Below are 23,568 nucleotides of genomic sequence, written 5' to 3' on the forward strand. Positions count from 1 at the left end.
TAATCGAGGCGTTCAGTGCGAGGTAAGGCGGCAACTGAGCGCATCCCCGGGAGCATAGTGAACTATGTGACCGGGGTAAGCGAAGGCAGCCAACACAACCGCAGCCTGAACGCTGAAGATTAATGGCAGTTTTTAAAGGTTCCTTAGCGGATAGAAACCACAACTCGTCCGCAACAAGTGAACCCCGGCACGTGCACTCGGTGTGCGTGGTAGTTTCTACGGCGAAATAAGCATAAAAGTGCTTAAGGGATCACGATGCAGAACGGCGCAATGAAAGCCTGGCTGGACTCTTCTTTCCTCTCTGGTTCGAACCAGAGCTGGATAGAACAGCTCTATGAAGACTTCTTAACCGATCCTGACTCTGTTGACGCCAACTGGCGTTCGATGTTCCAGCAGTTACCTGGCACCGGAGTTAAACCGGATCAATTCCATTCCAAAACACGTGATTATTTCCGTCGACTGGCGAAGGATGCCTCACGTTACACTTCTTCGATTTCCGACCCTGACACCAATGTGAAGCAGGTTAAAGTCCTGCAGCTCATCAACGCATACCGTTTCCGTGGCCACCAGCATGCGAATCTCGATCCGCTGGGACTGTGGAAGCAAGAGAGAGTGGCGGATCTTGATCCGGCCTACCACGATCTGACCGAGGCCGATTTCCAGGATAGCTATAACGTAGGTTCATTCGCCATCGGTAAAGACACGATGAAGCTGGGCGACCTGATTGCCGCCCTCAAGCAAACCTACTGCGGCTCCATCGGCGCGGAATACATGCATATCACCTCTACTGAGGAAAAACGCTGGATCCAGCAGCGTATTGAATCGGTAGCCGGTAAAGCGAGCTTCACCGCGGCAGAGAAAAAGCGCTTCCTCAGTGAACTGACCGCTGCAGAAGGGCTGGAACGCTACCTCGGCGCCAAATTCCCGGGGGCGAAACGCTTCTCGCTGGAAGGGGGTGATGCCCTGATCCCGATGCTCAAAGAGATGATCCGCCATGCAGGCAAAAGCGGCACCCGCGAAGTGGTGCTGGGCATGGCGCACCGTGGCCGTCTGAACGTGCTGGTCAACGTGCTGGGTAAAAAACCGCAGGACCTGTTCGACGAGTTCGCGGGCAAACATAAAGAACACCTCGGCACCGGCGACGTGAAGTACCACATGGGCTTCTCTTCCGATATGGAAACCGAAGGCGGTCTGGTCCACCTGGCGCTGGCGTTTAACCCGTCGCACCTGGAGATCGTTAGCCCGGTGGTTATCGGTTCCGTACGCGCCCGTCTGGATCGTCTGGACGAGCCAAGCAGCAACAAAGTTCTGCCTATTACCATCCACGGCGACGCCGCCGTTACCGGCCAGGGCGTGGTTCAGGAAACCCTGAACATGTCGAAAGCCCGCGGTTACGAAGTCGGCGGTACCGTGCGTATCGTTATCAACAACCAGGTTGGCTTTACCACCTCCAACCCGCTGGATGCGCGTTCTACGCCATACTGTACCGATATCGGTAAGATGGTTCAGGCGCCGATTTTCCACGTTAACGCGGATGACCCGGAAGCCGTTGCTTTCGTTACCCGTCTGGCGCTGGATTTCCGTAATACCTTCAAACGCGATGTCTTTATCGACCTGGTGTGCTACCGCCGTCACGGCCATAACGAAGCCGACGAGCCGAGCGCAACCCAGCCGCTGATGTACCAGAAAATCAAAAAGCATCCGACCCCGCGCAAAATCTATGCTGACAAGCTGGAGCAGGAGAAAGTTGCGACGCTGGAAGACGCGACTGAGCAGGTTAACCTTTACCGCGATGCGCTGGATGCCGGCGAATGCGTGGTAGAGGAGTGGCGTCCGATGAATATGCACTCCTTTACCTGGTCTCCCTACCTCAACCACGAGTGGGACGAGAGCTATCCGGATAAAGTGGATCCGAAACGTCTGCAAGAGCTGGCTAAACGCATCAGTACGGTGCCGGAAGGTATCGAAATGCAGTCCCGTGTAGCGAAAATCTACGGCGATCGCCAACTGATGGCCGCCGGCGAGAAGCTGTTCGATTGGGGCGGCGCTGAAAACCTGGCTTATGCCACCCTGGTTGACGAAGGCATTCCGGTGCGCCTGTCCGGTGAAGACTCCGGTCGCGGCACCTTCTTCCACCGTCACGCGGTTATCCATAACCAGAGCAACGGTTCTACCTATACCCCGCTGCAGCATGTGCACAACGGCCAGGGCCAGTTCCGCGTCTGGGACTCGGTGCTGTCTGAAGAAGCCGTGCTGGCGTTCGAATACGGTTACGCCACCGCAGAGCCGCGTACGCTGACCATCTGGGAAGCGCAGTTCGGCGACTTCGCCAACGGCGCGCAGGTGGTGATTGATCAGTTCATCTCCTCTGGCGAACAGAAATGGGGCCGGATGTGCGGTCTGGTGATGTTGCTGCCGCACGGCTACGAAGGGCAGGGCCCGGAGCACTCCTCCGCGCGTCTGGAACGCTATCTGCAGCTGTGCGCTGAGCAGAACATGCAGGTTTGCGTACCGTCCACCCCGGCACAGGTTTACCATATGCTGCGTCGTCAGGCGCTGCGCGGTATGCGCCGTCCGCTGGTGGTGATGTCGCCGAAGTCTCTGCTGCGCCACCCGCTGGCGGTCTCCAGCATGGACGAACTGGCGAACGGCACCTTTATGCCGGCCATCGGCGAAATCGACGAACTCGATCCGCAAGCCGTGAAGCGCGTCGTACTGTGCTCTGGTAAGGTTTACTACGACCTGCTGGAACAGCGCCGCAAAAACGAGCAAAAAGATGTCGCCATCGTGCGTATCGAACAGCTCTACCCGTTCCCGCATCAGGCGGTGCAGGAAGCGCTGAAAGCTTACTCGCACGTACATGATTTTGTCTGGTGCCAGGAAGAGCCGCTCAACCAGGGCGCATGGTACTGCAGCCAGCACCACCTTCGTGAAGTAGTTCCATTTGGGGCCTCTCTGCGTTATGCAGGCCGCCCGGCCTCCGCCTCTCCGGCGGTAGGGTACATGTCCGTTCACCAGAAACAGCAACAAGATCTGGTCAATGACGCGCTGAACGTCGATTAATTAAAGGATACACAATGAGTAGCGTAGATATTCTGGTTCCCGACCTGCCTGAGTCCGTAGCTGACGCAACCGTCGCCACCTGGCATAAAAAACCGGGCGACGCGGTCGTCCGTGACGAAGTTCTGGTCGAAATCGAAACTGACAAAGTGGTACTGGAAGTACCGGCATCAGCGGACGGCATTCTGGATGCAGTGCTGGAAGACGAGGGCGCTACCGTCCTGTCTCGCCAGATCCTTGGCCGCCTGCGTGAAGGCAACAGCGCAGGTAAAGAAACCAGCGAAAAAGCGGATGCGAAAGCGTCCACCCCGGCGCAGCGCCAGCAGGCTTCTCTGGAAGAGCAGAACAACGATGCGCTCAGCCCGGCGATCCGTCGTCTGCTGGCGGAGCACAACCTCGACGCCGCTGCCATCAAAGGTACCGGCGTGGGTGGCCGTCTGACTCGTGAAGACGTCGAGAAACATCTGGCGAAAGCCCCGGCGGCGGCTGAAGCCAAAGCGCCAGCGGCTACCGCGGCAGCGACACCAGCGCCGCAGCTGGGTCACCGTTCAGAAAAACGCGTCCCGATGACCCGTCTGCGTAAACGCGTGGCCGAGCGTCTGCTGGAAGCGAAAAATTCCACCGCCATGCTGACGACCTTTAACGAAGTCAACATGAAGCCGATTATGGATCTGCGTAAGCAGTACGGCGATGCCTTCGAAAAACGTCACGGTATCCGTCTGGGCTTCATGTCCTTCTACGTGAAAGCGGTGGTTGAAGCGCTGAAACGCTACCCGGAAGTGAACGCTTCCATCGATGGCGACGACGTGGTTTACCACAACTACTTCGATGTCAGCATGGCAGTGTCCACTCCGCGCGGCCTGGTAACCCCGGTTCTGCGTGACGTTGACCTGCTGGGCATGGCGGACATCGAAAAGAATATCAAAGAGCTGGCGGTGAAAGGCCGTGACGGCAAGCTGACCGTAGATGACCTGACCGGCGGTAACTTCACCATTACCAACGGCGGCGTCTTCGGTTCCCTGATGTCCACGCCGATCATCAACCCACCGCAGAGCGCCATCCTGGGTATGCATGCCATTAAAGACCGTCCGATGGCGGTGAATGGCAAGGTAGAGATCCTGCCGATGATGTACCTGGCGCTCTCCTATGACCACCGTCTGATCGATGGGCGTGAATCGGTTGGCTTCCTGGTGGCGATTAAAGAGCTGCTGGAAGATCCGACTCGTCTGCTGCTGGACGTGTAGTCAGTAAGAGTATGACTTACCGTAGGCCGGATAAGGCATTTATGCCGCCATCCGGCGTTGATGAGATGCCTGATGGCGACGCTAGCGCGTCTTATCAGGCCTACAGGTTTAAAGATAATTACACCCTGAAGGATGGACTGAACACATGAACTTACATGAATATCAGGCAAAACAACTTTTTGCCCGCTATGGCTTACCGGCGCCGGTGGGTTATGCCTGTACTACTCCGCGTGAAGCAGAAGAAGCCGCTTCAAAAATCGGCGCGGGTCCGTGGGTAGTGAAATGTCAGGTTCACGCTGGTGGCCGCGGTAAAGCGGGCGGTGTGAAAGTAGTTAAGAGCAAAGAAGAGATCCGCGCTTTTGCTGAGCATTGGCTGGGCAAACGCCTGGTGACTTACCAAACCGATGCTAACGGCCAGCCGGTCAACCAGATTCTGGTGGAAGCAGCGACCGATATCGATAAAGAGCTGTATCTGGGCGCGGTCGTTGATCGTAGCTCCCGTCGCGTGGTGTTCATGGCGTCGACTGAAGGCGGCGTGGAAATCGAAAAAGTCGCGGAAGAAACCCCGCACCTGATCCACAAGATCGCCATCGATCCGCTGGCGGGCCCGATGCCTTATCAGGGGCGTGAACTGGCGTTCAAACTGGGTCTGGAAGGTAAGCAGGTTCAGCAGTTCACCAAGATTTTCATGGGTCTGGCGACCATTTTCCTTGAGCGCGACCTGGCGCTGATCGAAATCAACCCGTTGGTTATCACTAAGCAGGGCGACCTGATCTGCCTCGACGGCAAACTGGGCGCTGACGGCAACGCGCTGTTCCGCCAGCCGGATCTGCGCGAAATGCGCGACCAGTCTCAGGAAGATCCGCGCGAAGCGCAGGCGGCGCAGTGGGAACTGAACTACGTTGCGCTCGACGGCAACATCGGTTGCATGGTTAACGGCGCAGGCCTGGCGATGGGTACCATGGACATCGTTAAGCTGCACGGCGGCGAACCGGCTAACTTCCTCGACGTTGGCGGCGGCGCGACCAAAGAGCGCGTGACCGAAGCGTTCAAAATCATCCTCTCTGACGACAACGTTAAAGCGGTTCTGGTTAACATCTTCGGCGGTATCGTACGTTGCGACCTGATCGCTGACGGCATCATCGGCGCGGTAGCGGAAGTTGGGGTTAACGTTCCGGTCGTGGTTCGTCTGGAAGGTAACAACGCCGAACTGGGCGCGAAAAAACTGGCTGACAGCGGCCTGAATATTATTGCAGCGAAAAGTCTGACGGACGCAGCACAGCAGGTTGTTGCCGCAGTGGAGGGGAAATAATGTCAGTTTTAATTAATAAAGATACCAAGGTTATCTGCCAGGGCTTCACCGGTAGCCAGGGGACCTTCCACTCTGAACAAGCGATCGCTTACGGTACGCAAATGGTTGGCGGCGTGACGCCAGGCAAAGGCGGCACCACCCATCTGGGTCTGCCGGTGTTCAACACCGTGCGCGAAGCCGTTGAAGCGACCGGCGCGACCGCGACCGTTATCTACGTTCCGGCACCGTTCTGCAAAGACTCCATTCTGGAAGCAATCGACGCGGGCATTAAGCTGATTATCACCATTACCGAAGGTATCCCGACGCTGGATATGCTGACTGTGAAAGTGAAGCTGGACGAAGCGGGCGTGCGCATGATTGGCCCGAACTGCCCAGGCGTTATCACCCCGGGCGAATGCAAAATCGGCATCATGCCGGGTCACATTCACAAGCCGGGTAAAGTGGGCATCGTTTCCCGTTCCGGTACCCTGACCTATGAAGCGGTTAAGCAGACCACCGACTACGGCTTCGGCCAGTCTACCTGCGTCGGTATCGGCGGCGACCCGATCCCGGGCTCCAACTTCATCGATATCCTGAAGCTGTTCCAGGAAGATCCGCAGACCGAAGCGATCGTGATGATCGGTGAGATCGGCGGCAGCGCGGAAGAAGAAGCGGCAGCCTACATCAAAGAGCACGTGACCAAGCCGGTTGTCGGCTACATCGCGGGCGTGACCGCGCCGAAAGGCAAGCGTATGGGCCACGCGGGCGCGATCATCGCTGGCGGTAAAGGTACTGCTGATGAGAAATTCGCCGCCCTGGAAGCCGCTGGTGTGAAAACCGTTCGCAGCCTGGCCGATATCGGCGAAGCGCTGAAAGCTATCATCAAGTAAACCCTCTCTGCTTCTCCGAAGCAGAAATCTGTCCGATTTCGACATGGTTGGCCACCGTCAGGTGGCCTTTTTTATGGGCGTTATCCATCTCGCCAGAACATCCGCTGAACCGGCGGAATGCCTGCTCCGTGAAAAACCTTATCTATCATATTGATTTTATGAATTATTTCATGAATATAATCCCGGCAGCGTGGTTGCTGAAGGAAATATTTCCGCAATTCGCGACAGGCAAGGGTTTTAGATAGTGAAAAAACAGAAGAGAAGGGCATAAGAAAACAGGAAAAATACTGTGAGCAGTCTAGCATTATTAGGATCGGCGCATTTTTTTTCATTTTTCCCCGCGGCGTTAAATAATATTACCTATGATTCTCATATCTCTCTTTTCAGTAACCAAGCAAGCCATACTTTAAACACAACATTAACATTAAGTTCACCAATATTCTTTATTGAGCTACATAATTAACACGTAGAGTAAAAATTGATTTATATCAATGCTTAATGCTTGGAAAAATTCTTCAAAAAACGTTAAATTGTCGCAAGTCAAATTGGCCTAAACAGGCTATCTTCGCTATATATTGATCACCGTCGAAAAATGTAAAACTGGAACAATAAAAACATATTTATTGTAAGGTTATTGCGGCGTAATATATTGGGGAATCAATTGGGTTTTCGTTAACGTATTTGTAACCTTGTCGTGGCGTGGCTTCACTTTCAGGTGAAACGCGCTGCGGACGGGCCAACAAATAACTTTTGTATTGGGGCATGCGTATGAGCCAGAGCTTCTCGGTTCATTTTCGGAGTCTTCATGCGATGAGCAAGGAGTCATGATGTTAGATATAGTCGAACTGTCGCGCTTACAGTTTGCCTTGACCGCGATGTACCACTTCCTTTTTGTGCCGCTAACGCTCGGTATGGCGTTCCTGCTGGCCATCATGGAAACGGTTTACGTCCTTTCCGGCAAACAGATTTATAAAGATATGACCAAATTCTGGGGCAAGTTGTTTGGTATCAACTTCGCGCTGGGTGTGGCGACCGGTCTGACCATGGAGTTCCAGTTCGGGACTAACTGGTCGTATTACTCACACTACGTGGGCGATATCTTCGGTGCGCCGCTGGCCATTGAAGGTCTGATGGCCTTCTTCCTCGAATCCACCTTTGTAGGTCTGTTCTTCTTCGGTTGGGATCGTCTGGGTAAAGTTCAGCACATGGCGGTCACCTGGCTGGTTGCGCTGGGCTCCAACCTCTCCGCGCTGTGGATCCTCGTCGCCAACGGCTGGATGCAGAACCCTATCGCATCGGACTTCAACTTCGAAACCATGCGTATGGAGATGGTCAGCTTCTCTGAACTGGTGCTCAACCCGGTCGCCCAGGTGAAGTTCGTTCACACCGTGGCGTCTGGCTATGTCACCGGCGCGATGTTCATCCTGGCTATCAGCTCCTGGTATATGCTGAAAGGCCGCGACTTTGCCTTTGCTAAGCGCTCCTTTGCCATCGCAGCCAGCTTCGGTATGGCGGCGATCCTCTCCGTTATTGTGCTGGGTGACGAATCCGGTTACGAAATGGGTGACGTGCAGAAAACCAAACTGGCGGCTATCGAAGCTGAGTGGGAAACCCAGCCGGCGCCGGCTGCCTTTACTCTGTTTGGTATTCCCGATCAGAATGCGCAGACCAACCACTTCGCGATCCAGATCCCTTACGCGCTGGGCATCATCGCCACCCGCTCGGTGGATAAGCCGGTTATCGGCCTGAAAGATCTGATGGTTCAGCACGAAGAGCGTATCCGTAACGGGATGAAAGCGTACGCGCTACTGGAGCAGCTGCGCGCCGGTTCGACCGACCAGGCCGTGCGTGACCAGTTCAATAGCGTGAAGAAAGACCTCGGCTATGGCCTGTTGCTGAAGCGCTATACCCCGAACGTCGCTGACGCCACGGAAGAGCAGATCGCCAAAGCGACCAAAGACTCTATTCCAAGCGTCGCCCCGCTGTACTTCGCCTTCCGTATCATGGTGGCGTGCGGCATCCTGATGCTGTTGATTATCGGCGCCTCCTTCTGGAGCGTGATTCGTAACCGCATTGGCGAGAAAAAATGGCTGCTGCGCGCCGCGTTCTTTGGCCTGCCGCTGCCGTGGATTGCCGTGGAGTCGGGCTGGTTTGTTGCCGAGTATGGCCGTCAGCCGTGGGCGATTGGTGAGGTCCTGCCGACCGCGGTGGCCAACTCGTCGCTGACCGCAGGCGATCTGATCTTCTCAATGTTGCTGATCTGCGGTCTGTACACGCTGTTCCTGGTGGCTGAACTGTTCCTGATGTTCAAGTTTGCCCGCAAAGGACCTAGCAGCCTGAAAACCGGCCGCTATCACTTTGAACAGTCCTCTGCGGCTATTCAGTCGGCACGCTAAGACAGGAGTCGTCAAATGATCGATTATGAAGTATTGCGTTTTATCTGGTGGCTGCTGATTGGCATTCTGCTGATTGGCTTCGCTGTCGCCGACGGGTTCGACATGGGGGTGGGCATGCTCACCCGTTTCCTCGGCCGTAACGACACCGAGCGTCGGATTATGATCAACGCCATCGCTCCGCACTGGGACGGTAACCAGGTGTGGCTGATCACCGCCGGCGGCGCGCTGTTCGCGGCCTGGCCGATGGTTTACGCCGCAGCGTTCTCTGGCTTCTATGTGGCGATGATTCTGGTGCTGGCTTCGCTGTTCTTCCGTCCGGTCGGTTTTGACTACCGTTCCAAGATCGAGGACACCCGCTGGCGCAACATGTGGGACTGGGGCATCTTCATCGGTAGCTTCGTGCCGCCGCTGGTGATTGGTGTGGCCTTCGGCAACCTGTTGCAGGGCGTGCCGTTCCACGTCGATGAATACCTGCGTCTGTTCTATACCGGAAACTTCTTCCAGCTGCTGAACCCGTTTGGTCTGCTGGCCGGTATCGTCAGCGTGGCGATGATCCTGACTCAGGGTGCCACCTACCTGCAGATGCGTACCGTAGGCGAACTGCACCTGCGTACCTGCACCGTTTCCACGGTGGCGGCGCTGGTGACGCTGGTCTGCTTCGCGCTGGCGGGCGTGTGGGTCTACTACGGCATCGACGGCTATGTGGTGAAATCAGTAATGGATCATAGCGGCCCGTCTAACCCGCTGACTAAAGAAGTCGTGCGTGAGGCCGGTGCATGGATGGTGAACTTTAATAACATGCCAGCGCTGTGGGCCGTTCCTGCCCTGGGCGTGGTGCTGCCGCTGCTGACCGTCGTCTCGACTAAAGCGGATAAAGGCGCGTGGGCATTCCTGTTCTCCTCGCTGACCCTGGCCTGCATCATTCTGACCGCCGGTATTGCGATGTTCCCGTTCATCATGCCGTCCAGCACCATGCTGAACGCCAGCCTGACGATGTGGGACGCGACCTCCAGTCAGCGGACGCTGAACCTGATGACCTACGTGGCGATTGTCTTCGTGCCGATCATTCTGGCCTACACCAGCTGGTGTTACTGGAAGATGTTCGGCCGCATTACGCGCGAAGACATCGAAAAGAACACCCACTCGCTGTACTAAGGTAAGGAGCTATATATGTGGTACTTCGCATGGATTTTGGGAACGCTTCTTGCCTGTGCCTTTGGGGTGATTACCGCGCTGGCGCTTGAGCACGTGGAAGCCACCAAAGCAGGTAAAGAAGAACACTGATGAGTATTATCGTGATGCGATATACGAAATCATTCGGATTGCATCGAGGCGGCAAGTCTGTGAATCCCCAGGAGCTTACACCAGTAAGTGACTGGGGTAAGCAGACGTAGCCAACAAAGAGGCGACGTGAATGATAAAGTATATGTATGCGATAATGGACAAGCGCCCGTTAAGGGCGCTTTCCTTATTGATGGCGCTGCTGCTGGCAGGCTGCATCTTCTGGGATCCGTCGCGCTTTGCGGCGAAGACCAGCGAGCTGGAAATCTGGCATGGTTTCTTGCTGATGTGGGCGGTTTGCAGCGGCGTTATTCACGGCGTGGGCTTCCGTCCGCGTGCCGTTCACTGGCAGGGGATTTTTTGTCCGCTTATCGCTGATATCGTGCTCGCTTTGGGTCTCTTCTTTTTCTTCTTTTGAATAAGAGATCTCTGTTAATGGTATGGGCTTGCATAAGCCCATAAAAATTTACGCCCCGTTTACTTTCCCCCATTCCAAACCACCTTTCCCGCGCGTATAGTAGCGAAGTTTGAAAGCTCTAACCTTTTTTTGCATTACCGGGATGTAAAGTGAATACAACGCTGTTTCGATGGCCGGTTCGGGTCTACTACGAAGATACCGACGCCGGTGGTGTGGTTTACCACGCCAGTTACGTCGCTTTTTATGAAAGAGCACGCACAGAGATGCTGCGCCACCATCACTTTAGTCAACAGGTGCTGTTGGCTGAACGCGTTGCCTTCGTGGTTCGCAAAATGACGCTGGAGTATTTTGCCCCCGCCAGACTCGACGACATGCTCGAAGTCCAGACGGAAATTACCTCGATGCGCGGCACCTCTTTGGTTTTCACGCAGCGAATCGTCAACGCCGAGAATACAGTGTTAAACGAAGCTGAGGTTCTCATTGTGTGCGTTGATCCACTCTTAATGAAGCCACGTGCGCTTCCCAAGTCTATTGTCGCGGAGTTTAAGCAGTGACTGACATGAATATCCTTGATTTGTTCCTGAAGGCGAGCCTTCTGGTTAAACTTATCATGTTGATTTTGATTGGTTTTTCTATCGCTTCCTGGGCTATCATTATTCAGAGAACGCGTATCCTTAACTCGGCCGCGCGTGAAGCTGAAGCGTTCGAGGACAAATTCTGGTCCGGGATCGAGCTGTCCCGTTTGTACCAGGAGAGCCAGGGGCGTCGCGATAACCTGACCGGTTCGGAACAAATCTTCTACAGCGGTTTCAAAGAATTTGCGCGCCTGCATCGGGCCAACAGCCATGCGCCGGAAGCGATTGTCGAAGGGGCATCGCGCGCGATGCGTATTTCGATGAACCGCGAGCTGGAAACGCTGGAAACCCATATCCCGTTCCTCGGCACCGTAGGCTCCATCAGCCCGTATATCGGTCTGTTCGGTACTGTCTGGGGGATTATGCATGCCTTTATCGCCCTTGGCGCGGTGAAGCAGGCCACCCTGCAGATGGTGGCGCCAGGTATCGCCGAAGCGCTGATCGCCACCGCGATCGGTCTGTTCGCCGCGATCCCGGCGGTCATGGCGTACAACCGCCTGAACCAGCGCGTGAACAAGCTTGAACTGAACTACGACAACTTTATGGAAGAGTTCACCGCTATTCTGCACCGTCAGGCCTTTACCACCAGCGAAAGCAATAAGGGGTAAGCCATGGCCAGAGCACGTGGACGCGGACGTCGCGAACTGAAGTCCGAGATCAACATCGTTCCGCTGCTGGATGTCCTGCTGGTACTGCTGCTGATCTTTATGGCAACGGCGCCCATCATTACGCAGAGCGTGGAAGTCGATCTGCCGGACGCCACGGAATCGCAAGCGGTGAAAAGCAATGACGATCCGCCGGTGATTGTGGAAGTCTCCGGGGTAGGGCAGTACAGCGTGAAAGTGGGGCAGGAGACGCTGTCCCAGCTGCCGCCGGAGCAGGTGATTGCCGAAGCGAAGCGTCGTCTTGAAGCCAATGAGAAAACGGTATTCCTGATCGGCGGTGCGAAAGACGTCCCTTACGATGAAATTATTAAAGCGCTGAACCTGTTGCATAGTGCAGGGGTTAAATCGGTCGGCTTGATGACCAAACCTATTTAATCGCTTCAGGTATGTGCGTCCGCGTGGCGTCCGATGGTGAGTATCGCTCGCCGTCGGCGTGCATCGCGGGTACAGGCGAACAGTTTTTGGGAACCGATAGTGTCAAAGGCAACCGAACAAAACGACAAGCTTAAACGAGCGATCATCATTTCAGTCGCGCTGCACATCATTCTGATCGCGCTGCTGATCTGGAGTTCGTTTGACGAGCATCTGGATGCCTCTGCCGGCGGCGGCGGGGGATCGTCCATTGATGCCGTCATGGTCGATCCGGGGGCGGTGGTAAATAACTATAACCGTCAGCAACAGCAGCAGGCCAGCGCACGTCGCGCCGCTGAGCAGCGTGAAAAACAGGCGCAGCAGCAGGCGGAAGAGTTACGTGAGAAACAGGCAGCGGAACAGGAACGGCTGAAACAGCTCGAACAGGAACGGCTGCAGGCGCAGGAAGCGGCGAAAGAAGCGAAGGAACAGCAGAAGCAGGCTGAGGAAGCGGCTGCCAAGGCTGCCGCGGCGGCGAAAGCCAAAGCGGATGCGCAGGCTAAAGAAGCGCAGGAAGCGGCTGCCAAAGCGGCTGCCGACGCAAAAGCGAAGGCGGATGCCCAGGCAAAAGCGGCTGAGCTGGCAGCGGCTAAAGCCGCCGCTGACGCGAAGAAACAGGCCGATGCCGCCGCCGCGAAAGCGGCAGCCGATGCGAAGAAACAGGCGGAAGCCGAAGCGGCGAAAGCCGCAGCAGAAGCGCAGAAGAAAGCGGAAGCGGCAGCGGCGAAGAAAGCGCAGCAGGAAGCAGAGAAGAAGGCCCAGCAGGAGGCGGCTAAGCAAGCTGCGGCTGAAAAAGCGGCAGCAGAAAAAGCCGCCGAAAAAGCCGCTGAGAAAGCTGCCGCCCAAAAAGCGGCCGCAGAGAAGGCCGCCGCCGAAAAAGCCGCCGCAGCTGAAAAAGCGGCGGCAGCCAAAGCGGCTGCGGCTGAGAAGGCAGCGGCCGATAAAGCGGCCAAAGCGGCAGCAGCAAAAGCGGCGGCAGCGAAGAAAGCGGCTGCCGCGAAAGAAGCGGACGGCGTTGACGACCTGCTTGGCGATTTGAGTTCGGGTAAGAATGCGCCGAAAGGTAGCACCAGCGGTAGCGCAGGCGGCTCTTCACCTGCTAAAGGAAGTAAACCAGGGCAGGGCGGTGCGTCTCAGGCGGAGATTGCCAGCTATATTTCGCAAGTGCAGGCCGCGATTAAAGGACATCTCTATGACTGGGATACGTACAAGGGTAAAGTATGTACGTTGCGCGTAAACCTGGCTCAGGATGGAACGTTGTTGAGTGTGAAATCGGAAGGCGGCGATCCGGCTTTCTGTCAGCAGATGCTGGCGGCAACCAGTCGGATGAGCAAATTCCCTAAACCGCCTTCGCAGGCAGTTTATGAAACGTTCAAAAATGCGCCATTGGACTTCAAACCTTAAGCGCTTTTTCCCCCGCGTCAGTGGGGGAAAAGAATATAGGGCGGTCATGGGGTTTTGGTAGTTTTGTGTATTTCAGTTTGTTAACATTCTGCTAAATTATCGTGGGCTTTCCGCCCGGATAAGGGAGATATGATGAAGCAGGCATTACGAGTAGCATTTGGTTTTTTAATGCTGTGGGCGGCGGTGCTGCACGCAGAAGTACGTATCGAGATCACCCAGGGGGTGGACTCGGCACGCCCTATCGGCGTGGTACCGTTCCAGTGGGCCGGCCAGGGCGCTGCGCCTGAAGATGTTGGCGGTATCGTGGCAGCTGACCTGCGCAACAGTGGTAAATTCAACCCGCTGGATCGCTCGCGTCTGCCGCAGCAGCCGACCAGTGCCCAGGAAGTGCAGCCTGCTGCCTGGTCTGCGCTGGGTATCGACGCCGTGGTCGTCGGTCAGGTCACGTCAAACCCGGATGGTTCTTATCAGGTAGCATATCAGCTGGTGGATACCGGCGGTGCGCCGGGTACAACGCTGGCGCAAGGCTCTTTTAAAGTCACTAAACAGTACCTGCGCTACGCAGCGCACGCTGCCAGCGACGCGGTATTTGAGAAGCTGACCGGCATCAAGGGCGCCTTCCGTACCCGTATCGCCTACGTGGTGCAGAAAAACGGCGGCCAGTTCCCTTACGAACTGCGCGTGTCCGACTACGATGGTTACAACCAGTTCCTTGTTCACCGTTCCTCCCAGCCGCTGATGTCCCCGGCCTGGTCTCCGGACGGTTCTAAACTGGCTTACGTGACCTTTGAAAGTGGTCGTTCTGCGCTGGTGGTTCAGACCCTGGCGAACGGCGCTGTGCGTCAGATCGCCTCCTTCCCGCAGCACAACGGCGCGCCGGCGTTCTCTCCGGATGGCTCTAAGTTGGCCTTCGCGCTGTCGAAAACCGGTAGCCTGAACCTGTACGTGATGGATCTGGGCTCCGGTCAGATTCGTCAGGTGACTAACGGTCGCAGCAACAACACCGAACCAAGCTGGTTCCCGGACAGCCAGAACCTGGCCTTCACCTCTGACCAGGCCGGTCGTCCGCAGGTGTATAAAGTCAACATCAATGGCGGCACGCCGCAGCGTATCACCTGGGAAGGTTCACAGAACCAGGACGCCGACGTGAGCGCGGATGGTAAAACCATGGTAATGGTCAGCTCGGCCGGCGGTCAGCAGCACATTGCCAAACAAGATCTGGAAGCGGGTGGTGTACAGGTTCTGTCATCAACGTTTTTAGACGAAACGCCAAGTCTGGCACCTAACGGCACTATGGTAATCTACAGCTCTTCTCAGGGGATGGGATCCGTGCTGAATCTGGTTTCTACAGATGGGCGTTTCAAAGCGCGTCTTCCGGCAACTGATGGACAGGTAAAATCGCCTGCCTGGTCGCCGTATCTGTGATAATAAATAATTGATTATTAAAGGAATCAAAGAAATGCAACTGAACAAAGTGCTGAAAGGGCTGATGATCGCTCTGCCGGTTATGGCAATCGCGGCATGTTCTTCTAACAAGAACGCCAGCAACGACCAGAGCGGTGAAGGCATGCTGGGTGCCGGCACTGGTATGGACGCTAACGGTAACGGCGGCAACATGTCTTCTGAAGAGCAAGCTCGTCTGCAGATGCAGCAGCTGCAACAGAACAACATCGTTTACTTCGATCTGGACAAGTACGATATCCGTTCTGACTTCGCTGCCATGCTGGACGCGCATGCGAACTTCCTGCGCAGCAACCCGTCCTACAAAGTGACTGTAGAAGGTCACGCGGATGAGCGCGGTACGCCGGAATACAACATCGCTCTGGGTGAGCGTCGTGCTAACGCCGTTAAGATGTATCTGCAGGGCAAAGGTGTTTCTGCCGATCAGATCTCCATCGTTTCTTACGGTAAAGAAAAACCAGCAGTACTGGGTCATGACGAAGCGGCATATGCCAAAAACCGTCGCGCCGTACTGGTTTACTAAGAGAATTGCATGAGCAGTAACTTCAGACATCATTTATTGAGTCTGTCGTTACTGGTTGGCATAGCGGCCCCCTGGGCCGCTTTTGCTCAGGCGCCAATCAGTAGTGTCGGCTCAGGCTCGGTCGAAGACCGCGTCACTCAACTCGAGCGTATTTCCAATGCTCACAGCCAGCTTTTAACCCAACTCCAGCAACAACTCTCTGATAACCAGACTGACATTGATTCTCTCCGTGGCCAGATCCAGGAGAACCAATATCAGCTGAATCAGATCGTTGAGCGCCAGAAGCAGATTCTGCTGCAGATAGATAGTCTGAGCAGCGGTGGTGGCGGCGCAGCGGCAGCATCAGGTACGCAGGCTCCATCGTCTTCCGGCGATCAGAGCGCGGCTGCTACCAGCGCAGCGCCAGCGGCCTCGTCAGGCGCCCCGGCGATGACCGGCGATGCGAACACCGATTACAATGCGGCCATTGCCCTGGTGAAGGATGCTTCACGCCAGGATGACGCAATGGTGGCGTTTCAGAACTTCGTTAAAAAGTACCCGGATTCAACTTATCAGCCGAACGCCAACTATTGGCTCGGACAGTTGAACTACAATAAGGGGAAAAAAGACGATGCGGCGTTTTACTTCGCCTCGGTGGTGAAGAACTACCCGAAATCGCCAAAAGCGCCTGACGCCATGTTTAAGGTCGGCGTGATCATGCAGGACAAAGGTGATACTGCGAAAGCGAAAGCGGTTTACCAGCAGGTGATCAGTAAATTCCCCGGCACCGACGGTGCGAAACAAGCGCAAAAACGTCTTAATGCTCTTGGTTGATTACGGCATGACCAGAAATCGCGTTATTTCTGGTCTTGTCGCCTGAATCACCAGCAGTTAAGTGATCTTTATCGAAATTTTAGTTGCGCTGAATTCTGAAATCAGTAATATATGCCGCCGTTGCCAAGGGATATCAAACAAGCCCAAAGCGATGCCAGAGTGGGTCGTTAGCTCAGTTGGTAGAGCAGTTGACTTTTAATCAATTGGTCGCAGGTTCGAATCCTGCACGACCCACCAATCGTTCTGGTGGAACGCGATAGTAAAACGTGAAGGATAACGTTGCGACAGCAACGGCCCATAGGGCGAGGCGAAGCCGAGTCATCCTGCACGACCCACCACTTAGCAGTATCCAGCGCAGTATCGGGTGATTAGCTCAGCTGGGAGAGCACCTCCCTTACAAGGAGGGGGTCGGCGGTTCGATCCCGTCATCACCCACCACCGGGTCGTTAGCTCAGTTGGTAGAGCAGTTGACTTTTAATCAATTGGTCGCAGGTTCGAATCCTGCACGACCCACCATCTTTAACATCGAACGTCGGTGTTAAACGTGGAGGATAACGTTGCTTCAGCAACGGCCCGAAGGGCGAGCGAAGCGAGTCATCCTGCACGACCCACCATCTTAATGATGGGGTCGGTGGACGCAGTATCGGTAGTATCCAGCGCAGTTTCGGGTGATTAGCTCAGCTGGGAGAGCACCTCCCTTACAAGGAGGGGGTCGGCGGTTCGATCCCGTCATCACCCACCACTCGGGTCGTTAGCTCAGTTGGTAGAGCAGTTGACTTTTAATCAATTGGTCGCAGGTTCGAATCCTGCACGACCCACCAATTTCAGCATTTAACTCAAATGTTGAACGTGAAGGATAACGTTGCGTCAGCAATGGCCCGAAGGGCGAGGCGAAGCCGAGTCATCCTGCACGACCCACCAATTTCAATATTGGTGTCGAGTGAAATTATTCAGGTAGTACCAGAGCGGGTCGTTAGCTCAGTTGGTAGAGCAGTTGACTTTTAATCAATTGGTCGCAGGTTCGAATCCTGCACGACCCACCATCCTGAATGATTACAGTAGCAAAATCCCGCAAGGGGTCGTTAGCTCAGTTGGTAGAGCAGTTGACTTTTAATCAATTGGTCGCAGGTTCGAATCCTGCACGACCCACCAATGTAAAAAGGCGCCCTAAAGGCGCCTTTTTGCTATGCGCAGAACTCAACGATTCGAACCTGCCGCAGGTTCGGGTCGAACGCAGTGAGACAACGGAGCCGCTTGCGGCGACGGCCCGAAGGGCGAGGCGAAGCCGAGTCATCCTGCACGACCCACCAATGTAAAAAGGCGCCCTAAAGGCGCCTTTTTGCTATCCGCCATACTCCAAAATTCGACTTCAGCATGACTCCACGGTCACGCTGCGCTTACCGTGGCTACACAGGGTACGAACCGGTCGTTTGGGCAGATGTGTAGCATCGTCCGCGGCATACGGGCTGATGTACAAAATTCATCACGACTTTTTGCTCGTAATCCGCTATCTTGTTTAGCATATAAAACACCATGACCGTGTTAAGGCGCAGACAGGCCATAGTGACGGTCTTAGAGTTAAGCCAGTAAAACGAGATTGCATGATGAGCGTAATGTTTGATCCTGAAACGGCGATTTATCCTTTCCCAGCGAAACCACAACCGCTGACCGTCGACGAAAAGCAGTTTTATCGCGAAAAAATCAAGCGCCTGTTGCGCGAGCGCGACGCCGTGATGGTGGCGCATTACTACACCGATCCTGAAATTCAACAACTGGCGGAAGAAACCGGCGGCTGTATCGCCGACTCGCTGGAGATGGCGCGTTTTGGCGCCCGTCATTCGGCCTCCACGCTGCTGGTCGCCGGGGTGCGTTTTATGGGGGAAACCGCCAAAATCCTCAGCCCGGAAAAGACCATTCTGATGCCGACCCTGAACGCGGAGTGTTCGCTGGATCTGGGCTGTCCGATTGAGGAATTCAACGCCTTCTGCGATGCCCATCCCGATCGCACCGTGGTGGTTTATGCCAATACGTCCGCCGCGGTGAAGGCCCGCGCTGACTGGGTGGTTACCTCCAGTATCGCCGTGGAACTCATTGATCATCTGGACAGCCTGGGTCAAAAGATCCTCTGGGCGCCGGACCGCCACCTTGGTCGCTATGTCCAGCGTCAGACCGGCGCAGACGTGCTGTGCTGGCAGGGGGCATGCATCGTGCACGATGAGTTTAAAACCCAGGCACTGACGCGTATGAAGGCCCTCTATCCTGAAGCTGCTGTACTGGTCCATCCTGAATCGCCGCAGGCGATCGTCGAGATGGCGGATGCCGTGGGCTCCACCAGCCAGCTGATTGCGGCGGCGAAAAGCTTGCCCCAGCGCCAGCTGATCGTGGCCACCGATCGCGGTATCTTCTATAAAATGCAGCAGGCGGTACCGGAGAAAACGCTGCTGGAAGCGCCCACTGCCGGCGAAGGGGCGACCTGCCGCAGCTGCGCGCACTGCCCGTGGATGGCGATGAACGGCCTGAAGGCCATTGCCGAGGGACTCGAACAGGGCGGTGCTGAACACGAAATCCACGTCGACGAAGCGCTGCGTACCGGGGCATTGATTCCGCTTAACCGGATGCTGGATTTTGCGGCTACACTACGGGGATAACGTATTGTCGCGTCGCAAGACGCTGAGGGGATGAAATGGATTTTTTTAGCACGCAGAATATCTTAGTACATATACCCATCGGCGCCGGGGGGTACGATCTCTCCTGGATAGAGGCCGTGGGGACCATCGCCGGGCTGCTGTGCATCTGGCTGGCGAGCCTGGAGAAGATCAGTAACTATGCTTTCGGGCTGGTCAACGTCACGCTGTTCGCCATCATCTTCTTTCAGATCCAGCTGTATGCCAGCCTGCTGCTGCAGCTGTTCTTCTTTGCCGCTAACGTTTACGGCTGGTATGCCTGGTCGCGACAAAGCAGCAACCATGAGGCTGAGCTGCAGATCCGCTGGTTGCCGCGCAGCAAAGCGCTGGGCTGGCTGGCGGCCTGCGTGGTGGCGATCGGCTTGCTGACCCTGTTTATCAACCCGTTCTTTGCTTTCCTGACGCGGATCGCGGTCAGCCTGATGCAAGCGCTGGGTCTGCAGGTCTCCATGCCGGTGCTGCAGCCGGATGCCTTCCCGTTCTGGGACTCCTGCATGACGGTGCTGTCGGTGGTGGCGATGATCTTAATGACCCGCAAGTATGTTGAAAACTGGCTGCTGTGGGTGATTGTCAACGTGATAAGCGTGGTGATTTTTGCCCGCCAGGGCGTCTATGCCATGTCGCTGGAATACCTCTTGCTGACGTTCATTGCGCTGAACGGCAGCCGGATGTGGATAAACAGCGCGCGTGAGCGAGGTTCTCACGCGTTTTCTGGCTAATGGTGGTGGTGATGATCGTGCCCGGCGTGCATCGTGTTGAGATGGCACTCCGGGCCGCTGCAGGGCTGGTACTCCATCTGCACCGTGGCATGCTCAATTTCATATTTATGTTCCAGGAAATGCAGGATGCGGTTGAGTAACGCATCATGATCGTGCGGCGGGACCACCTGAACATGGAGCGTCATCACCGGTTTTTCCCCCACCAGCCAGACGTGGACGTGGTGAACATCGCGTACCTCCGGGATAGAGCGGCGAATATCCCGCTGCAGGGCCGCCACATCCAGCGAACGCGGCGCGCCTTCCAGCAGTTCATTCAGACTCTCCTTCAGTAATCGCCAGGCGCTACGTAATACCAGGCAGGAAACCAGCACGGAAAGGATTGGGTCGACAGGCGTCCAGCCGGTGGTGAGGATCACCACGGCCGCCACGATTGCGCCGACCGAGCCCAGCAGGTCGCCCAGCACGTGTAGCGCCGCAGCGCGCACGTTGAGATTCTGCTCTTCACTCCCCCGATGCAGGATCCAGAAGGCCAGCACGTTGGCCAGCAGGCCGGCGACCGCAATCACCATCATCGTCACGCCGGCCACCGGCTGCGGATGCTGGAAGCGCTGAATCGCCTCCCAGACAATCAAAATGGTAATCACCACCAGGGCAATGGCATTGAGAAACGCCGCCAGGGTGGTCAAACGCAACCAGCCAAAGGTATGGCGGGTATTCGGTGGGCGACTGGCGAAGCGAACCGCCAGCAGCGCAAACAGCAGGGCGGCGGAATCGGTGAGCATATGGCCGGCATCTGCCAGCAGGGCCAGTGAGCCGGAGATTGCGCCGCCGACGGCTTCAACCAGCATAAAACCGGCGGTGACGATAAACGCCCATCGCAGCCGGCGAGCGTTACCGCTGTCCGGAGCCTGGGCAGGGGAGTGCGAATGCGGGTGGGCCATCGTGTCGTCCCTTGATAGTTATCATTATTACGCTATGACATCATAAACAGAGAGCGATAACAAACGAAGAAAAGGCGAGCCTGGCTCGCCTTTTCTTCGTTTGTTCCCAGCGTATCACTTACTGGGTGGTACCGTCGGTTTTGCTGTTGTCGTGGTTCATGCTGCCGCCATTGTCCAGTTTCTTACCGGTGTCCGGACAGCGGCCGTCTTTACACATCGAGTTTTTATGCACTTCATCGCTCGACATATTATCCTGGCTCATCGTCGAGCCGTCAGGATGGAGCATGGTGCCGCCAGAGCCGGAATTGATCTGGTTATTGTCCACATTGTTTGGTGCCACGTTCTCACGGGCATCCGGCGCCACCTGACCGGCATCCGCGGAAGAGTTGGCCTGGCCATTATTGGACTGGGCGCCGGTGTCTGCCGCCAGGGCCGCGCCGCTGGCAAGACCTAAGGTGGCGGTGAGTAAAAGGGTCGTCAGTTTTTTCATATTCATCGGATACTCCTGTTAAACCGGGAAGGGGAAATGCGCTTCCCGCGGTGAGTGTGCCAGGGATCTGACTCGCTATGGTTAAAGACTCCGCAGACGATCGCAGTGTCACTATATAATCCTGAAACGTAAGACTTAATTAGCTTTAACAGTTAATTATTGTAGTGCATGAGCCTGGTTTCGCTACTTTATGGCGTATTTTTGCCTATTTCCAGGATTATTCCATCACTACTGTAAAATCACGTTTACACTTTTTCGGCGAAGAGATAGATTGGAGGGATTGCATTTCATTGAATAAGTATGGCAACGCTGGAAAGAAGATGAATTATCAGAACGACGATTTACGCATTAAAGAGATCAACGAATTATTACCTCCCGTTGCGCTCCTGGAAAAATTCCCTGCTACCGAAAATGCTGCAAATACCGTTGCGCATGCTCGCAAAGCGATCCATCAGATCCTCAAGGGCGACGATGATCGTCTGCTGGTAGTGATTGGGCCCTGTTCGATTCACGATCCGGCAGCGGCGAAAGAGTACGCTTCCCGTCTGCTGTCCCTGCGCGAGGCATTGAAGGGCGAGCTCGAGATCGTCATGCGGGTCTATTTTGAAAAACCGCGCACCACCGTCGGCTGGAAAGGGCTTATCAACGATCCCCATATGGATAACAGCTTCCGCATCAACGACGGGTTGCGCATCGCGCGCAAACTGCTGCTGGACATTAACGACAGCGGCCTGCCGGCGGCGGGGGAATTCCTCGATATGATCACCCCGCAGTATGTCGCCGATCTGATGAGCTGGGGCGCCATTGGGGCGCGTACCACCGAATCCCAGGTGCACCGTGAACTCGCCTCCGGACTCTCCTGCCCGGTGGGCTTTAAGAATGGTACCGATGGCACCATCAAGGTGGCTATCGACGCGATTAACGCCGCTGGCGCACCGCACTGTTTCCTGTCGGTCACTAAGTGGGGCCACTCCGCTATCGTGAATACCAGCGGTAACGGCGACTGCCATATTATTCTGCGCGGCGGAAAAGAGCCGAACTACAGCGCGAAGCACGTGGCGGATGTGAAGATCGGCCTGGCGAAAGCGGGCCTGCCGGCTCAGGTGATGATCGACTTCAGCCATGCCAACTCCAGCAAGCAGTTCAAGAAGCAGATGGAAGTGGGCGCGGACGTATGCCAGCAGATTGCCGGCGGTGAGCGGGCGATCATGGGCGTGATGATTGAAAGCCATCTGGTGGAAGGCAACCAGAGCCTCGAGAGCGGTGAACCGCTGACCTACGGCAAGAGCGTCACCGATGCCTGCATCGGCTGGGAGGATACCGAAACGATCCTGCGTCAGCTGGCGGAAGCGGTGAAAACCCGCCGCGGCTAAGCGAATCTGCGCTGGCGCAGGCAATAAAAAAAGCGTGGAGATTTCCACGCTTTTTTTTTTACCGGGAGGAATTACTTCGCTTTACCCTGGTTGGCGACGGCAGCCGCTTTCGCCGCGATCTCTTCCGCATTGCCCAGATAGTAATGTTTGATCGGCTTGAAGTTTTCATCGAACTCATACACCAGCGGTACGCCGGTCGGGATGTTCAGTTCGAGGATCTCGTCTTCGCCCATGTTGTCGAGGTATTTCACCAGCGCGCGCAGGGAGTTACCGTGAGCGGCGATGATCACGCGCTCACCGCTTTTCAGGCGCGGCAGAATGGTTTCGTTCCAGTAAGGCACGACGCGGTCGATGGTCAGCGCCAGGCTTTCAGTGGTCGGCAGTTCGGCGTCGGTCAGTTTTGCATAGCGCGGATCGTGGCCCGGGTAGCGCTCGTCGTCTTTGGTCAGCTCCGGCGGAGTGACAGCGAAGCCGCGACGCCACTGTTTAACCTGCTCGTCACCGTATTTCTCAGCGGTTTCCGCTTTGTTCAGGCCCTGCAGCGCGCCGTAATGACGCTCGTTCAGCTTCCAGGATTTCTCAACCGGCAGCCAGGCCTGATCCAGTTCGTCCAGCACGTTCCACAGGGTGTGGATGGCACGTTTCAGCACGGAGGTATAAGCAAAATCAAAGCTGAAGCCTTCAGCCTTCAGCAGTTTACCTGCCGCTTTCGCTTCGCTAACGCCTTTCTCGGACAGATCAACGTCGTACCAACCGGTGAAGCGGTTTTCGTTGTTCCACTGGCTTTCGCCATGACGAACCAGTACCAGCTTAGTTACAGCCATTCTCTTACTCCTCTCTACACGCCATCCCTCGCGCCGCGAACGGTG

General features: G+C 55.8%; 21 protein-coding genes, 7 tRNA genes, 1 other RNA gene and 1 pseudogene. 26 read left to right on the forward strand and 4 right to left on the reverse strand.

What is annotated here, in order from left to right; translation table 11 throughout:
* Positions 1-255 precede the first annotated feature (255 nt).
* From sucA to N438_RS06210, 23 genes are all read left to right on the forward strand, one after another.
* Complete coding sequence (sucA, locus tag N438_RS06095; RefSeq protein ID WP_008805687.1) at positions 256-3,063, forward strand: 2-oxoglutarate dehydrogenase E1 component; 2,808 nt, start codon at positions 256-258, stop codon at positions 3,061-3,063.
* Between the two features lie 14 nt (positions 3,064-3,077).
* Positions 3,078-4,304 (forward strand): 2-oxoglutarate dehydrogenase complex dihydrolipoyllysine-residue succinyltransferase, encoded by a 1,227-nt coding sequence (gene odhB, locus N438_RS06100; protein WP_012542428.1) that lies wholly within the window; start codon positions 3,078-3,080, stop codon positions 4,302-4,304.
* Positions 4,305-4,449: 145 nt separating this feature from the next.
* Positions 4,450-5,616 (forward strand): ADP-forming succinate--CoA ligase subunit beta, encoded by a 1,167-nt coding sequence (sucC, locus tag N438_RS06105; RefSeq protein WP_002895039.1) that lies wholly within the window; start codon positions 4,450-4,452, stop codon positions 5,614-5,616.
* Positions 5,616-6,485, forward strand: coding sequence for a succinate--CoA ligase subunit alpha (gene sucD, locus N438_RS06110; RefSeq protein ID WP_004885990.1), 870 nt, complete (start codon positions 5,616-5,618; stop codon positions 6,483-6,485). Before sucC ends, sucD begins: the two co-directional genes overlap by 1 nt.
* A gap of 827 nt (positions 6,486-7,312) precedes the next feature.
* Positions 7,313-8,881: a cytochrome ubiquinol oxidase subunit I gene (gene cydA, locus N438_RS06115; RefSeq protein WP_012542427.1), complete on the forward strand. Its 1,569-nt coding sequence runs from the start codon at positions 7,313-7,315 to the stop codon at positions 8,879-8,881.
* A gap of 15 nt (positions 8,882-8,896) precedes the next feature.
* Positions 8,897-10,036 carry a cytochrome d ubiquinol oxidase subunit II gene (gene cydB, locus N438_RS06120; protein ID WP_116696182.1) on the forward strand — a complete coding sequence of 380 codons (1,140 nt, stop codon included), beginning with the start codon at positions 8,897-8,899 and terminating at the stop codon, positions 10,034-10,036.
* A gap of 15 nt (positions 10,037-10,051) precedes the next feature.
* The gene (cydX, locus tag N438_RS06125; protein WP_004100325.1) at positions 10,052-10,165 is read left to right on the forward strand and encodes a cytochrome bd-I oxidase subunit CydX; all 114 of its coding nucleotides are present in this window, start codon (positions 10,052-10,054) and stop codon (positions 10,163-10,165) included.
* Positions 10,166-10,295: 130 nt separating this feature from the next.
* Positions 10,296-10,580 carry a cyd operon protein YbgE gene (gene ybgE / locus N438_RS06135; protein WP_008805691.1) on the forward strand — a complete coding sequence of 95 codons (285 nt, stop codon included), beginning with the start codon at positions 10,296-10,298 and terminating at the stop codon, positions 10,578-10,580.
* Between the two features lie 149 nt (positions 10,581-10,729).
* Positions 10,730-11,134, forward strand: coding sequence for a tol-pal system-associated acyl-CoA thioesterase (ybgC, locus tag N438_RS06140; RefSeq protein WP_002895056.1), 405 nt, complete (start codon positions 10,730-10,732; stop codon positions 11,132-11,134).
* The gene (gene tolQ / locus N438_RS06145) at positions 11,131-11,823 is read left to right on the forward strand and encodes a Tol-Pal system protein TolQ (protein WP_004152221.1); all 693 of its coding nucleotides are present in this window, start codon (positions 11,131-11,133) and stop codon (positions 11,821-11,823) included. Before ybgC ends, tolQ begins: the two co-directional genes overlap by 4 nt.
* Positions 11,824-11,826: 3 nt before the next feature.
* Positions 11,827-12,255 (forward strand): colicin uptake protein TolR, encoded by a 429-nt coding sequence (tolR, locus tag N438_RS06150; RefSeq protein ID WP_002895061.1) that lies wholly within the window; start codon positions 11,827-11,829, stop codon positions 12,253-12,255.
* A 99-nt stretch (positions 12,256-12,354) separates the two neighbouring features.
* Positions 12,355-13,695 carry a cell envelope integrity protein TolA gene (tolA, locus tag N438_RS06155; RefSeq protein ID WP_032734991.1) on the forward strand — a complete coding sequence of 447 codons (1,341 nt, stop codon included), beginning with the start codon at positions 12,355-12,357 and terminating at the stop codon, positions 13,693-13,695.
* A 132-nt stretch (positions 13,696-13,827) separates the two neighbouring features.
* A complete protein-coding gene (tolB, locus tag N438_RS06160; protein WP_008805693.1) occupies positions 13,828-15,120 on the forward strand; it encodes a Tol-Pal system beta propeller repeat protein TolB in 1,293 nt (430 codons plus the stop codon).
* 34 nt (positions 15,121-15,154) lie between these two features.
* Complete coding sequence (pal, locus tag N438_RS06165) at positions 15,155-15,679, forward strand: peptidoglycan-associated lipoprotein Pal (RefSeq protein WP_002895068.1); 525 nt, start codon at positions 15,155-15,157, stop codon at positions 15,677-15,679.
* 9 nt (positions 15,680-15,688) lie between these two features.
* Entirely contained in the window at positions 15,689-16,492 is an 804-nt protein-coding gene (gene cpoB / locus N438_RS06170) for a cell division protein CpoB (protein WP_023297237.1), read from the forward strand.
* A gap of 161 nt (positions 16,493-16,653) precedes the next feature.
* A tRNA-Lys gene (locus N438_RS06175) sits at positions 16,654-16,729 on the forward strand.
* Positions 16,730-16,854: 125 nt separating this feature from the next.
* A tRNA-Val gene (locus N438_RS06180) sits at positions 16,855-16,930 on the forward strand.
* Between the two features lie 2 nt (positions 16,931-16,932).
* Positions 16,933-17,008, forward strand: a tRNA-Lys gene (locus N438_RS06185).
* 150 nt (positions 17,009-17,158) lie between these two features.
* Positions 17,159-17,234 (forward strand) — tRNA-Val (locus N438_RS06190).
* A 3-nt stretch (positions 17,235-17,237) separates the two neighbouring features.
* Positions 17,238-17,313: transfer RNA gene (locus N438_RS06195), tRNA-Lys, on the forward strand.
* Between the two features lie 146 nt (positions 17,314-17,459).
* Positions 17,460-17,535 (forward strand) — tRNA-Lys (locus tag N438_RS06200).
* A 33-nt stretch (positions 17,536-17,568) separates the two neighbouring features.
* Positions 17,569-17,644: transfer RNA gene (locus N438_RS06205), tRNA-Lys, on the forward strand.
* Positions 17,645-17,666: 22 nt separating this feature from the next.
* Positions 17,667-17,802, forward strand: a non-coding RNA gene (locus tag N438_RS06210) — RtT sRNA.
* Between the two features lie 76 nt (positions 17,803-17,878).
* Here the strand turns inward: N438_RS06210 and N438_RS27820 are convergent.
* Positions 17,879-18,027: pseudogene (locus N438_RS27820) on the reverse strand (hypothetical protein).
* Between the two features lie 69 nt (positions 18,028-18,096).
* On the opposite strand from N438_RS27820, the gene nadA reads away from it, so the two are divergent.
* Entirely contained in the window at positions 18,097-19,140 is a 1,044-nt protein-coding gene (gene nadA, locus N438_RS06215) for a quinolinate synthase NadA (protein WP_012968682.1), read from the forward strand.
* Positions 19,141-19,175: 35 nt separating this feature from the next.
* Complete coding sequence (pnuC, locus tag N438_RS06220) at positions 19,176-19,895, forward strand: nicotinamide riboside transporter PnuC (RefSeq protein ID WP_008805696.1); 720 nt, start codon at positions 19,176-19,178, stop codon at positions 19,893-19,895.
* Here pnuC and zitB read toward each other — a convergent pair.
* Both zitB and N438_RS06230 read right to left on the reverse strand, forming a co-directional pair.
* Positions 19,892-20,836 carry a CDF family zinc transporter ZitB gene (zitB, locus tag N438_RS06225; protein WP_016160511.1) on the reverse strand — a complete coding sequence of 315 codons (945 nt, stop codon included), beginning with the start codon at positions 20,834-20,836 and terminating at the stop codon, positions 19,892-19,894. The genes pnuC and zitB overlap by 4 nt on opposite strands.
* Positions 20,837-20,954: 118 nt before the next feature.
* Positions 20,955-21,332 (reverse strand): YbgS-like family protein, encoded by a 378-nt coding sequence (locus tag N438_RS06230; RefSeq protein WP_012542423.1) that lies wholly within the window; start codon positions 21,330-21,332, stop codon positions 20,955-20,957.
* Positions 21,333-21,646: 314 nt separating this feature from the next.
* Here N438_RS06230 and aroG point away from each other — a divergent pair, with 314 nt between their 5' ends.
* On the forward strand, positions 21,647-22,699 hold the full coding sequence (gene aroG, locus N438_RS06235) for a 3-deoxy-7-phosphoheptulonate synthase AroG (RefSeq protein ID WP_022065231.1): 1,053 nt from the start codon (positions 21,647-21,649) through the stop codon (positions 22,697-22,699).
* 71 nt (positions 22,700-22,770) lie between these two features.
* On the opposite strand, the gene gpmA is transcribed toward aroG, so the two are convergent.
* Positions 22,771-23,523 carry a 2,3-diphosphoglycerate-dependent phosphoglycerate mutase gene (gene gpmA, locus N438_RS06240; RefSeq protein WP_002895089.1) on the reverse strand — a complete coding sequence of 251 codons (753 nt, stop codon included), beginning with the start codon at positions 23,521-23,523 and terminating at the stop codon, positions 22,771-22,773.
* Positions 23,524-23,568 lie beyond the last annotated feature (45 nt).

Origin of the sequence: Klebsiella sp. GL120222-02 (genome assembly GCF_003097195.1) — a bacterium.
Lineage (GTDB): Bacteria > Pseudomonadota > Gammaproteobacteria > Enterobacterales > Enterobacteriaceae > Klebsiella > Klebsiella variicola.